The sequence below is a fragment of the Solibacillus sp. FSL K6-1554 genome (genome assembly GCF_038005185.1).
Classification (GTDB): domain Bacteria; phylum Bacillota; class Bacilli; order Bacillales_A; family Planococcaceae; genus Solibacillus; species Solibacillus silvestris.
In genome coordinates this window covers 706,124-719,651 of sequence record NZ_JBBOSS010000001.1, presented here as the reverse complement: position 1 = coordinate 719,651, position 13,528 = coordinate 706,124, and the positions used below count along the sequence as shown (strand labels likewise).

The 13,528-nt window shown below is 36.8% G+C and carries 7 protein-coding genes; 3 read left to right on the top strand and 4 right to left on the bottom strand.

The features are described 5' to 3' along the window. Positions 1-45: 45 nt before the first annotated feature. From MHB58_RS03460 to MHB58_RS03450, 3 genes are all read right to left on the bottom strand, one after another. Complete coding sequence (locus MHB58_RS03460) at positions 46-2,817, bottom strand: S-layer homology domain-containing protein (RefSeq protein ID WP_340734694.1); 2,772 nt, start codon at positions 2,815-2,817, stop codon at positions 46-48. A 471-nt stretch (positions 2,818-3,288) separates the two neighbouring features. Beyond that, on the bottom strand, positions 3,289-6,186 hold the full coding sequence (locus tag MHB58_RS03455) for an S-layer homology domain-containing protein (protein ID WP_014824689.1): 2,898 nt from the start codon (positions 6,184-6,186) through the stop codon (positions 3,289-3,291). A gap of 479 nt (positions 6,187-6,665) precedes the next feature. Continuing rightward, entirely contained in the window at positions 6,666-7,850 is a 1,185-nt protein-coding gene (locus MHB58_RS03450) for a chromate transporter (RefSeq protein ID WP_340734693.1), read from the bottom strand. 245 nt (positions 7,851-8,095) lie between these two features. Here MHB58_RS03450 and MHB58_RS03445 point away from each other — a divergent pair, with 245 nt between their 5' ends. From MHB58_RS03445 to MHB58_RS03435, 3 genes are all read left to right on the top strand, one after another. Next, positions 8,096-8,776, top strand: coding sequence for an amino acid transporter (locus MHB58_RS03445; RefSeq protein WP_340734692.1), 681 nt, complete (start codon positions 8,096-8,098; stop codon positions 8,774-8,776). Then, entirely contained in the window at positions 8,776-10,206 is a 1,431-nt protein-coding gene (locus tag MHB58_RS03440) for an HlyD family secretion protein (RefSeq protein WP_340734691.1), read from the top strand. Before MHB58_RS03445 ends, MHB58_RS03440 begins: the two co-directional genes overlap by 1 nt. 139 nt (positions 10,207-10,345) lie before the next feature. After that, positions 10,346-11,821: an S-layer homology domain-containing protein gene (locus tag MHB58_RS03435; RefSeq protein ID WP_340734690.1), complete on the top strand. Its 1,476-nt coding sequence runs from the start codon at positions 10,346-10,348 to the stop codon at positions 11,819-11,821. A 48-nt stretch (positions 11,822-11,869) separates the two neighbouring features. On the opposite strand, the gene MHB58_RS03430 is transcribed toward MHB58_RS03435, so the two are convergent. After that, positions 11,870-13,435 (bottom strand): sensor domain-containing diguanylate cyclase, encoded by a 1,566-nt coding sequence (locus MHB58_RS03430; protein ID WP_014824694.1) that lies wholly within the window; start codon positions 13,433-13,435, stop codon positions 11,870-11,872. Between the last annotated feature and the right edge of the window lie 93 nt (positions 13,436-13,528).

Here is a 13,528-nt window from a genome sequence, read left to right as displayed (position 1 = left end):
AAAGATAAAAAAAGCATATCTATCGAAATAGATATGCTCCAAAAATTAGTAATTAATATTCGTAGGAACTGTAAATTGAATTGGTGAAAGGACCAGTTTATTATTGGCAAAATCACTTACTGTTGAATTGGCCGTTTGTGTAATTGTAACAACTTGGTTAGCTTTTAATGATTGAGCTAACCGGATTGCCACTTGCTCATTAGTAGTTGAATAGACTTGTGAGATCGGCACCGCTAAGTCACCCACTTTTACTTCAAACGAATAATTCAAAGCATTTTTAACCGCTTCATTAAATGAAAGCGTAATCGTATCGGTACCAGTAATATTGTGATACACATATTGCGGTGCAATATTTTCATTTAAAAAGACCAGTTCTGTTTTAGGTTCCATCGTTACGACTGAATTTAACGCACGTAAATTGCTGATTGTTAAATTCGTACCGCGTGATTGGGCAATGTCTTCCTTAATCGTTAAATATACTTTATACGGTTCATTATGTTTAACAACTGCTTGTTGGATTGTCAAACCGTCCAATGTATAGTTTTGCAGATTCGATGCCGTAATACCGTCCACATGTGTCGAGAATGTAACGACAATTGTTTTATTATCAATTACCGTGCCCTGTCTAGCATTATACGAACTTTCCACACTTAAAACAGAAAGCTTTTCTTCATTTTGCGCATAATCCGAGCCACGCACAAAATTCACTTGGTAGGCCGGGTTTACCGCTTGTCCATATTCACTCGTAACTCCTGTGAATGTAGCACCCACTGAATATGTGTAGCCTGGAGTAGTTTTCACGCCAGAGCCAGTTAAATTGCTTAAACGAACACGGATTGTTTTGTCATTCGTTGTGGATTTTTCAAGCTGTCCGACTAAAGACTTTTCTAACGGATACGTATATCCATTTAAAATATAGCTGCCAGTCAGCGTCACCTGTGCAAATGCTGCCGCTTCTACATTACGGTCAAATGTAAACTCTAAATACTCGATCCCTTTATCTTTTACAACATTCGTACTTACAACAGATGGAATTGTCGTATCCGCAACAAAGTTATACGCAGTTGAAAATACATTCACTTCTCCGGAAACATCGGTAATATAACGTCCAGGCGTCGTTGATATTGTAGTATAGCCATTTAACGAACCGTTTGTCGTAACAATATAGGAATTAGCATCGTCTTTATCTTTCACAACACTCGTAATTACAGGTGAGTACGTATTTTGAGCAATCTTAATATCTGCCGGAATAATTGTACGAATTTCTTCAGAGAATGTTAACTTGAACTTTTTCGCGCCCAATTGTGTAACATTCGTTAACGTTGGTACAACTCCGTCTTTATCGCCTTTTGTAACGTATGTTGTTAAAGGGTTTGGCGAAGAAAGATTGTTTGAAATATCGATGATTGTACCAAATGTGATTGCAATAGCAGTGCCTGGTGCTAAAGCTTGGCCTTTTGCTGTAGCAGCGGATAAATCATAAATAACTTCTGTCGCATTTTTTTCAATTGTTCCTTGAACACCTGAAACAACCGAACCATCTGGTAATTTAAATTGCGTTACCCCAATCGGATTTGTAATCGGCTCTGTAAAAATTACTTTTACCTTAGTTGCCGAAACATTTTCTACTTTTAAAACGCCCGGTGCTGTTTTATCAGGTACGAATGTTGCGATATCATCGTATTTATCAAGCTTTTTCGCTGTTACCGATTCAATGCCATCAACTACGACACGGTAACGTCCTTCAAGCCCAGTTGTTGCATTAATTGTTACCGTCAATGTGCGCTTATCTTCGCTTAATTGGCCTTTTGACAATTGTACTTGTCCAAGACGATCGACACCTGTAACCGCAACGAGTTTATTAATGACTGCTGTATTTAACTCAGTCCCGAGTTTCACCGGCTGATTGAATGAAATCGCAATTTGTCCGCCATTAGGATTTGTAATAGAAGAAATTTTCAGATCCGGCACTTCAAATTTCACTTTCGTTGTAAACGTTTGTTCGTTAACATCAAAAGTAACATCAGTTTCCACATTTTCTACTAATGGTGTTTTTAATGTCACAATATACGCCTTATCATCTGAAAGCGTTACACGCAGTTTGTCTGCTGCTTGTACTTCTACTTTTTTTACTGTTAAAACCGGCTTTTCCGGTTCAGGCTGCGGCACCTCAATTTGCAGCATATTATATAGGAATGTTGCAAATTGACCACGCTTTGTAGCATCTTTAGGACTGAATGTCTTTTGCTTTGTCACTGCATAGTAAGCAAGTGTTTCAATAGACTCCTGATGCTCCTTAGATGTTCTGTTTAAATCACTAATATTCGATTTATAGTCAGTTTCTTTCATTGCTTCCACATAATCAAATTCATTGATCACTTTAAATGCGCGCACTAAAACTGTCGCCATCTGGTCGCGGCGTAACTGGTCACGGTGCATAAGTGCTCCATTACTACCTTGGAAAACCCCAACATCCTTTACTAATGCCGCATACTGCAACAATTCATCCTGAGATTTTGCCGTTAAATCTGTAAAGCGCATTTTCGTTTTATAATCTTTCGGAACCTCATGTCCCAATGAAACTAAATATTTCCCTAATAATTTTACAACATCTGAACGCGTCAGGTTTTGATTCGGCTTGAATGTGCCATCCGGATAACCTCCGATAATTCCCTGCTCCGATAATGAAGTAATCGCATTCTCATGACCACTGCCTTTAATGTCCGAAAACGATGCTGCACTGGCTGCAGGAACAACTGCCGTTGCTGCTAGAACAGCTGCTGTTGCAGATGCTAGAAATTTAGTATGAACTTTCATATGTAACTCCCCCAATTTAAGATGATATTTTTATATATGTAATAACTTTATTTGATTATGACAAACTTCTGCTACAACCAAAGGAGAACTACCTAAATACCGTTTGATCATTATCAATTAAAGAAAATTCTCTAACAAGCCCTTTTTTATTTTTCCGATTCCAGAGTAACGGTACTACTTCTTTACACTTTATTACCAGGACATTCATTTTAGACTGAAACTAAAGTTGAACTTCTGGCAAACATCCACTCACTTTTAATTGGCTAAAAAAATGCATGTACACCCCTCCATAGGGAATATTGTATAGAATATTATGGTAATTTACAAATTTTCTGGCGGTAAAATAGTGATTGCATTTATTTTGATAATTGTTTAAGGATATTATATTCCATATTCTAGAATTGAAAAACCCTCTTATTTCTTGTAAGAAATAAGAGGGAAAAATCACTTTATTAAAATAGTAGTTTTAAATTATTTTGTTACAGAGATAGATGTAACTTTTACTTTGTTAGCACCTTCTGAATCATCAATAATTGCTAATGAAGTATTATCTTCACCTTCAGGAACAATAGAAACAGTTGTTGCTTGGTTAATATTTAATGTTGGAACAGTGATTGTTACTACTTTACCACCATCTGTTACAACTGTTGAAGCAGTAACTGCATATTCATTACCACCAACTGTTACGATTAAATCATCTTTAATTGCATCTTCAGCTAATTCGTTCAATGCTTCTGTAAAAGTTAACTCAATTTGAGTAGTCAAATCAGAACCAGAAGTAGTCACAAATTTAGCTGTTGCTAATTCAGGAGCAACATTATCAACTAAGTCAATAGAAGTAGTGAATACTTTACCATTCACATCAGCAGCAACAATAGACCCTGATTTAGTTGTAACTGTTTTACCAATTGTTAAAGTATATGGAGCATCAGCTTTCACTGCAAATGATGTTGGTAATGTTAGCAACACTTGAGTTTTATCGCCATAGAATTCTAATTTAGAACCAGCTGGTAATTCAAGACCATCTAATTTGTAATTAGAAGTATTTGTTGCTGCATCTGTCATTTCTGCATCGAAATCGATTACAAATGTGTTGTTATTTGTACCTTCAGTTACTGATGTTGTTGTTAAGTACTCAGCAGCTGTTCCTACTGTAAATTCTACAGTAAACGCTTTGTTTTTGTTACCATTTGCATCTTTAACAGCTCCTTCAGCGAACTCCAAAGTATATGAACCTGAAGCTAAAGCTGAACCAAACACAACATCTAAATCTTTATTATCAACAGCAGTTGAATCAGTAATAACTGACGGCTGAATAATACCTGATTTTTTAAGAGTAAGCTTAGATTTATCTACTGTTGAATCTAAAGCTTCATCAAATACTACTGTATAAGAAGTGTTCTCAGCATTTAAAGTATTTAAGTTTTTAGCCAGCATTGCTGGAGCTTTTGTGTCAGTTGTTAAAGTAACTTTACCAGTCACTTTATCTCCTACTAATGCAGCGTTATCCTTATAACCAGTTACTTCAAATGATAAATCGATTGAAGTTTCGTTTTTACCATATAAAGCATTGTTTTCATCTGTAGATGTAACAGTCACTACTACTACTTTTGCGTCAGTTGCTTTTGCAGCAACATCAACAGTTAATAATTGAGAGCCTTTTTTTACAGTATATGTTCCTAAATCAGTAGCTGAGATAGCTTCATCGTAAGAAACTTCAAATGTATTAGAGTTAATAGCTTTAACCCCTACAAATTTAGGAGCAGTTTTATCAGTTGAAACAGTTACTTTACCAGTTAATGTTCCTGCTTCATTACCAGCAGTATCAGTTGCGCCAGTAATTACATAGTTGTACTCGCCAGCCGTTAATGCAACAGTCGCAGTGTAAACATACTTACCTGCTGAAGATGCATTAGTTAATACATATGACTTACCATCAATTTTAACAATTGTATTTGCTTCTAAATCTAAAGGCTTATTGAAAGTAAATTCAACAGCAGAACCATTATATTTAGCAGAAACTAAAACTGGAGCTGCAACATCTGAGAATGTTTGGTTTTCCCCTGCAAATTTTAATACTTCGCTATAATCAGCAGCTAAAATTGAAGATTTAGCAACATTTACTTTATAAACATCTTTATTTACTAAAGGAGTTGGTAAAGTAATAATTACTGATTTTTTATCATCTTGTAAAGTTACAGATCCTTCATCTAATGATAATGCTGCACCGTTATTTACTAATACTTCAAAGTTACCTGGTACTTCAACAGAAGCTTCTAACACTTCTTTGCTGAATGTAACTAATAACTCGTTAGCATTGATTGCTTTAACAGAAGATACTGTTAAGTCATGAACAACATGAGTTACAGTAGCTTTGAATTCTACTCCGTTGATAGAGAAAGTAACTTCAGTTGCTTTGTTAGCTTCTAAAGCTTTTTCTAATTTTACAGTGTGTTTAGTGTCATCTGATAATACAACTTCTAAAGTTGTAGCATCTACTGCTACTGCAGATTTCACTTCTAATACATAAGTTACTTCAGCAGTATATTCTTTTTCATCGATAGTGAATTTGATTTCAGTTGCTTTGTTAGCTTCTAAAGCTTTTTCTAATTTTACTGTGTGTTTTGTATCATCAGATAATGTTACTGATACAGTGTTAGTATCTACAGCTACAGCTTCTTTAACAGTTAACTCAACTGGTGCCACTTCTGTTTGGATTGTTTTGTTTAAGAATGAAGCGAACTGTCCACGAGTTACAGAGTTTTTAGGCATAAAGTTTTCAACACCAGAAATGCCTAAGTTACGTAATGCTTGGATAGCTTCACGAGCTTCAGCTTTAGCTGTGTTTAAGTCAGCAACTTTAATGTCTTCGATTTCAGCAGCAACTTCTACTAATGTAGTGTCATTGATTGCTTTGAAAGCACGGTCTAAAACTAGAGCCATGTTTTCACGAGTAATTTTACCGCCAGCGTTTAATGCACCGTTAGAACCAGCGAAAACGCCAGTGTCAAATACTAATGCAGCATATTTTACTAATTCTTGATCTTTAGCGTCTGCCGCTAAGTCAGTGAAACGAGCTTTAGTTGCATAGTCAGCTGGGATTTCAAAACCTTGTTTTTCCACCCATTTACCTAACATTTTAACAACTTGACCACGAGTTAATTCTTGGTTTGGTTTGAATGTGCCGTCTTGATAACCGCCGATAATGCCAGCTTCAGCTAAAGCGTTAATGTTTACAGCATGTGAGTTAGTGTCTGCTACGTCAGAAAAGCCAGCAGCAGAAGCTACAGGAACGATTGCAGATGCTACAAGAGTAGCTGTAGCAGCAGCTGCTACGAATTTAGTATATTTCTTAGGTTGGTTAGCCATAGAATGATTTCCTCCAATAAAAACATTTTTTTATCATTTTAGTAAATGTTGTCTCGTATATTACGATAACATTCATAAGTATATTAGTAAGATTTTTTTATGTCAATGCTAATTTAAAAATTAACAATAAAACCCTTTCAAAACCAGTATTACCAATAATTTAATTAAAAGGACTTTAATATATATTATTTACCAATAATTTATTTACATGGTAATAATTAGTTTATTGATATAACTTTTTATATTTTTATGAAATATTTAATTATATTATGAATAGTATTTATTTGATATCCTTTTCTCTGTAAAAATAACAAATAAAACATTGTTGTTCTATGGAGCTTTAAAGTTATTCACCTAATTAATGTAACCTCCTCAGCCAAAGACACAGAATGATTTCAATAAAAAGTAGAACAAAAAGAGATAGTAGATCCTAACCATGAAAAAAGCTATCCCTAACAGTAGAGACAGCTTCCCTTTTCCTATAACAACACTAATCCGATTAAAGCACCGATAACAACGACAATCCAAGGTCGCAGTTTCCAATAAGCAAGCATGCTAAATAAAATCACGACTAATGCGAAATCTTTCACTTCCAAAATCGAACTCATCCAAATTGGAGAATATAATGCGGCAATTAAAATACCGATAACAGCAGCATTCACACCCATGACGGCACCTGTAATTTTCGGGTGGTTCCGTAATTGATCCCAAAACGGCAGTGCACCAATCACTAAAAGAAATGCAGGTAAAAATATTGCAACCGTCGCTACTACCCCACCTTGCCAGCCATTCATGACTGTCCCTAAATAAGCCGCAAATGTAAAAAGTGGACCCGGTACAGCCTGCGTGACACCGTATCCTGCTAAAAACGCTTCTTCATTTATCCAGCCTGTAGGTACAAATTCGTTTTCCAGTAACGGCAGCACAACATGTCCCCCACCAAAAACGAAAGAACCGGTTCGGTAAAAGCTATCAAACATCGCTACCCAATATAAACCTGTCGCCTCTTTCAACAGAGGCAAAGCTACCAGTAAGCTGAAAAACAAAAGAAGGCAAATCCCTCCAACCTGTTTAGAAACCGGGAAATACGATTTCACCACTCCACCGTCATCCTCCTGTTTCAACAAAAGATATCCTATAAATGCAGCGATCAAAATTACCCCAACTTGACTAAAAGCTGTTTGCCAAAGAAGTGTCACAAGCATTGCTAGGATGGCAATCGCTTTTCTTTTTAAATCAGGCGTCAGACTTTTAGCCATCCCGATAATGGCATGTGCGACAATCGCCACTGCCACAATCTTCAACCCATGAATCCATCCGGCATTTCCGACATCCAAACCTGTCATAACTAATGCCAATGCGATAAGCGCCACTACTGAAGGAAAAGTAAATCCTATAAAAGATGTGATTCCCCCTATGATACCAGCACGCAAAATGCCAATACCGATTCCGACTTGGCTGCTTGAAGGGCCGGGTAAAAACTGGCAAAGTGCTACTAAATCTGCATAGCTTTTTTCATCCACCCACTTTCTTCTTCTTACATATTCTTCATAGAAATAACCTAGATGGGCAGTCGGTCCCCCAAAGGAAGTCAGCCCTAAACGTGTTGAAACCAAAAATATTTCGATAAGTAATCTGATTCGATTTTGTTTTGTTGAATTCATCTACAGCTAACCCCTTAACCCTATTTTAGAAGTGCAACTTTCTATATTAACTTTCTGCCTTACTTAAAAGTAGCACTTCTCTCTTGTTACACATAGATTATTCCTTATAATTTACATACTTTTTACACTTACTTTGCAATAAGGCTTATAATGAAATTATATTTATATTACACTGTTAATATATGTGTTATTTTCTTCAAGTTAGGGTATTAGGCATATGTTAATAAAATTATTGAGGTGAAATTATGTTCGAGTACAAGTTTTGGCATCATCTTTCACACCCATCGCAACTCATACATAACATTGAACGTAGCGAAGATCAAAGATTTATAGGGTATCGGAGAGTTTTGCTGGCTATATTTGGTTTTACATTACTGTTATTTATCATTCGTAACTTCTGGGGGATGAATACAACCGATTTAACCGCACTACTTGTAAATGGTGAAGGAGATTTGTATAGTTTCGCCAGACTGATGTCTTTAATCGGTGCGATTCTAGCAGGTATACTATTTTTTATCATTCATTATTATGTCATTACATATTTGATTCATTTATTGACAAATATTGATTATGGCTGGATTCGAAAAATACAGCTTTACGTCATCTTCTTCGTTGTCCTTGAAAAAATGCTGACGGTGATAATCTTTGCGATAGCAGGATATTCTACACAGTTCACAATGTTTTCACTGGCACCTATGATGGCATACGTATATTATCATGACTACTTATTGTTCTTCCTGAATCAATTAACAGTTGCATCGATAATTGCGGTATGGATTCAATACATATTTTTATCGAATTGGACAGATCGACCGAAAGCGTTGCTGTTTAAGTTAATACTTATTCAAATTGTATTGGCATCGCTTGTTGCGCTATATAGCATTCTTCCTGTTTTAACTTGGATTGAAGGGTGGCTTGGTCTGTAATGCGTATGACGAGAAAAGTGAAGATTTTTAGTGCAGTTGCCTTGTTGTTTGTTTTGGTGAACGGTTATTTATTACTAAAAGACAACGATATTATTATGAAAAACTACTATATTAACAATGTACAGTTTGCAGTAGCCGATTATCATGAAAAAGTTTTGGAAACCGATGCCGTTGTTGCAGCGAAGCAGGAGCACTTCATCGCAGCGCCTGTACAATCGATTAGCGAAGTTCTCGTTACACAAGGGCAAAGTGTCAGCCTATTAACAGAGCTCGCCATCTATAAACCGGAAGAGGCTGAACGTGAAATTACACGCCTTGAGACAGATCGCGATGCGTATGAAAACGAGCTATCAGAATTGGAAAGAATCGTTTCGGATTTACAAAATGAAAGCAACAATTCCTCACCGAGTACTGCAACTGATTCAACAACACTTGGTGACAACGATATCTGGAATATTAATTTAACACTGGAGCTTGGCATTGAACAAAATACGCCAACAGCAGAAGGTATTGCGATTATTGAGCGTTCGATTGCGGAAACAGAGCGCCAGATTACTATTTTGGACAGTATGATTTCCCAGTTAAGTAACAATAATTCCTTAACTACACCAGTTGACGGGATTGTTAAAGAGATTGTGCTTGAAGGCGATTCGATTATTTTTCAAATTCAATCGCTTGAGAAGAAGTTTGTTGCATATGTGAAACATGAAGACTGGAAGGAAATCGAAATCGGTCAAAAGGCTTCTGTTATATTGAATGAAGATAAAGAAGACGAGCTGATCATTGACGGAGATGTACTGGAGAAGCAGCAAATCCCAGCTCGTGATTCCATAGCATTTAATGAAATGAAAAAGAACGATAAAGTAAAGCCGGATGATACAGTCTATGAAGTTAGCATTGAACCAACTGACTTATTAACGGAAACACCGCTTGGTACTCTTGCCGATGCAACAATTACAACATTTGAAGCAAATGACAGTTTCCAGGTAGATGAGAATTGGCTTGTGAAATATGAACAAGACAATACAGAAAACCTCATTTATGCAGTCGGAGAAGATGGGAAAACTAGATTAGAACCGGTTGACCTCCTATTCAAGCATAAAGCGGAAATTGAGCAAGATGAATTCATGTATGGCGAGCCAGTTGAGGACACTGTTGATGAGGAAGTCATTGAAGAGGAAGCTGTAGTTACTGAACCACGCATCCGAACTGTTGAACTCGAAGATTCCAAAAATGAGGATACAGCGAAGGATAAGGATTTAGAAGACACAGCGGTATTCACAGCACCAATCGCACCACAGCAAATTTTCATTGACGGCGACGAAAAAAACCTGTTCGCCCCTACCTTCAGACCGTATCCATTACGTACGTTTGAATGGACGTATGTTGATGCAACATGGAAAGACGCTCTTTGGTATTTAATTAAATAAAACAAACAATAAACGGTGGGACATGCTCTTCTTTCCCACCGTTTTAATATGTATACAGAACACTGTGTTTTACTGTCTTTCTGTACGGGTAAAGACATAAAAATAAAAGTGACGGAAAATAGAAAAGGAGTCGAAACGAATGAAAAAAGGAATAACAAAAAGTTTCATAGTTACTACTTTGTTCGCTTCCGCATTATTTGTAGCGAGTGATGACGTCTTTGCGAAAAAGACTTTTTATGATGTAGAGAACAGCCGGAATTCCCATACAGAAGCCATCCAATATTTAAATAATTTAAATGTGTATGATTACAAGTCCGGCAATCAATTTAATTTCAGCAAACCTGTTTCACGGGCAGAAGCATCGAAAATTCTCCAAACGATTCTTTCAAGCGATTCGGCCCTGGCCATTCCAAAAGTACGTTCTTACAACGGAAAGTTCAAAGATGTGACGAATTCGACTCCTTTTGCACAGGAAATTATTTGGGCATATGAATCAGGTATTTTTGACGGGGACGAATACGGCAATTTCAATCCGGATCAGCCAGTAAAACGCTCGCAGCTATCTAAAATTTTAGTAGAAAGCCTGAAACTGAACGGCGGTACGAAGGTCAGCTTTAAAGACGTCTCAAAATCCAGCTGGTACTATGACTATGTAAATATTTTGGCGAGCCACAGTATTACGACCGGCAATGAAAAAAATCAGTTTTTACCGAATAATAATGTCACAAGTGCACAAATGGCAACATTTTTATATCGGGCACTGAGTTATAAAACGACAGGTGAAGTAATCAGCGAACCCGCGCCTCCTACTGCCGAAAAACCTGAAACTGCTACAGCAACGTACAATAGCGAATATGACTTTGCGTGGAAGCAAACAGGAAAAAATTTGGACTTTGAATTAGAAGGTATCGATAACAATAAGATTGTTGCACGCTACATGACAAAACAAGGAAAAAGCTTCTTCGGTGCAAAGGACCTGCAAATCGGCAAAAATAATGCAAGCGATGTAAAAGCGAAGTACGGTACGAAAAATGCAAATGTACAACGCGGAAATATCGTTTACAATACGCAAGCTTCCAATGAATATAATTTCTATTTAATAAATGACTATTACGTAACGTTTTTCTATGATATTCATAAAAAGAATGTTATTCGTTCAATCCTTTATGTCCATAAAGACTATGAAGTGAAGAAAGATGGCTATTACGGCGATATATCGGATACGCAAAAACATTCCGAACAGCTGATGGTCGAGCTGATGAACCAGGCACGTGCCGCTGAAGAAGTTCATCCACTAACACATTCACCGCAATGGGCATCGATTGCACGAAAGCATAGTAAAGATATGATCGATAACAACTATTTCTCTCATACAAGTCTTTCAGGTAAAATACCATATGACCGTATGATCAGCGGAGGTATGAGTGAGTCCGAGCTGAGAACATGGGGCGAAAATATTTCGTATGGTCACTACAATGTGATTTATGCACACGAAGGATTCATGAATAGTAAAGGGCATCGAGACAACCTACTGCAGCCTGCCTATAACAACGCAATCGTAGGCCTGGAGTACAGCAGCAAAAAGGCCCCTTATTTTACGATCAATTTCTATTAAACTAATAATCCAGTCCCTCTTATTATAAAGAGAGACTGGATTTTTAAATTATACATTCGTTACTTCCACACGGTTCCGTCCGTTTTCTTTTGCTTTATATAAAGCTTCATCCGCTTTTTCGATGATGTTCTTCATCTGGACGCCGTGTAGTGGATAGTTTGCAATACCCGCTGAGAATGTAAGCGGTTTTCCTGCAGGACTGATAATTTGTTGAACATTTCCCCGTAATAATTCAACACGTTCATATGCTTCTTCTACCGTTGTTTCTGTAAAAACAAGAATAAACTCTTCTCCTCCGTAACGGCAAGCTAATTCATTTTCTTTTAAAGATTCTTTTAATTTACTTGCTAATGCTTGCAGTACTTTATCCCCTACGATATGTCCATGTGTATCATTAATTGTTTTAAACCAATCCACATCCAGCATGACGAGCGTATAGTCTTTTCGTTGTTCAGTAAGCAATTGTATTCTCTTTTCGAGAGTAGCGCGATTCAATAGATTTGTCAGTGAGTCAATTGACGTTTCTTCTTCCAGTGTATTCACTTTTCCATGTAAAAACGAAAAACTGTGGATGAGTGCTTCTTGTATTTTATACACTTCGTAATACCATGTCCGTATTTCTTTCAGCTTTTTCATCTCTTGCTCTTTCACACTGTTTTCCGATATTTCCGCTATTCTTTCAAGAGGACGAACAATCTGACTGGCCAACAAAAAGACGACAATCGTTGACAATATAATGAATGGTAAACCGATTTTTAACACACTTACCACCTGTTGCCCCACCATACTAAGCGCTGCATCATATGGTGTTTGCACGATAATTCCCCACCGTGTCCGTTCGCTCTGGCTGAATCCCGACAGCATCGGCTGATCAAGTGTATTAACAAATGTTAATGCACCATGTTTTTCATTTAATAAACGGGCGACGACTTCATTATCCGAAGCATCTGCCCCTAACCTCGCTTTATTCGGATGATAAATAATTTTCCCTCGCGTATCGACTACGTAAACATAAGAGCCATTTTCATAAGGGTGCCGGCCGAGAATCGACTCAAAAATATTGGATTCATATAAGTAGATATTCCCACTTAAAACCCCTTTAAATGCTCCATGCTCATCAAAAATCGGCATGGAAATGACAATCAATTTACGTCCGGTTGGCGAAATAAATGGATCTGAAATGAAAGGCTTATATTTGTCATAGTTTTTCAGTTCTTTTAAGAAAGGAATATTTTTTCCAGCTTCGCCGAGAGTTTGAGGTGCATTCACCAAAACATTTTCTTCCGCATCAACAATGAGAACAGAACTAAATGTATCTCCATGTAAATAAAGACGATTCACTTCTTCTTGCAATTTATTTATATTATTTAAGTTATTTGCAATCTCTACTGCACTATAACGCAATGTGTTAGTTGTACTAGCAATAAATTTATCGACTGTTTCCGCTAATTTCAGCGCGTATACCCGGTTATTTTCCAGTGTTTGTTCCTGCATTAATTTCATATTGCCTTTGTAGGTACTGTACACACCGACTAGTGTAGAAAGTACGAAGGCAAGTGCAATGACTGAAATAAATAAATATTTTAATTTAACGATATTTCGTAACGAAAACATTACAATCTCCTAGTCCAAATATAGGTACGTATATTTGATTTAATATAATTGCTAGTATTATAACATAGCATGACTAACACTATTTCAGCTTGT

Coding starts and splice junctions, on each gene's coding strand:
- MHB58_RS03460 (WP_340734694.1), bottom strand. CDS start 2,817: ATGAAAGTTCATACTAAATTTCTAGCATCTGCAACAGCAGCTGTTCTA.
- MHB58_RS03455 (WP_014824689.1), bottom strand. CDS start 6,186: ATGGCTAACCAACCTAAGAAATATACTAAATTCGTAGCAGCTGCTGCT.
- MHB58_RS03450 (WP_340734693.1), bottom strand. CDS start 7,850: ATGAATTCAACAAAACAAAATCGAATCAGATTACTTATCGAAATATTT.
- MHB58_RS03445 (WP_340734692.1), top strand. CDS start 8,096: ATGTTCGAGTACAAGTTTTGGCATCATCTTTCACACCCATCGCAACTC.
- MHB58_RS03440 (WP_340734691.1), top strand. CDS start 8,776: ATGCGTATGACGAGAAAAGTGAAGATTTTTAGTGCAGTTGCCTTGTTG.
- MHB58_RS03435 (WP_340734690.1), top strand. CDS start 10,346: ATGAAAAAAGGAATAACAAAAAGTTTCATAGTTACTACTTTGTTCGCT.
- MHB58_RS03430 (WP_014824694.1), bottom strand. CDS start 13,435: ATGTTTTCGTTACGAAATATCGTTAAATTAAAATATTTATTTATTTCA.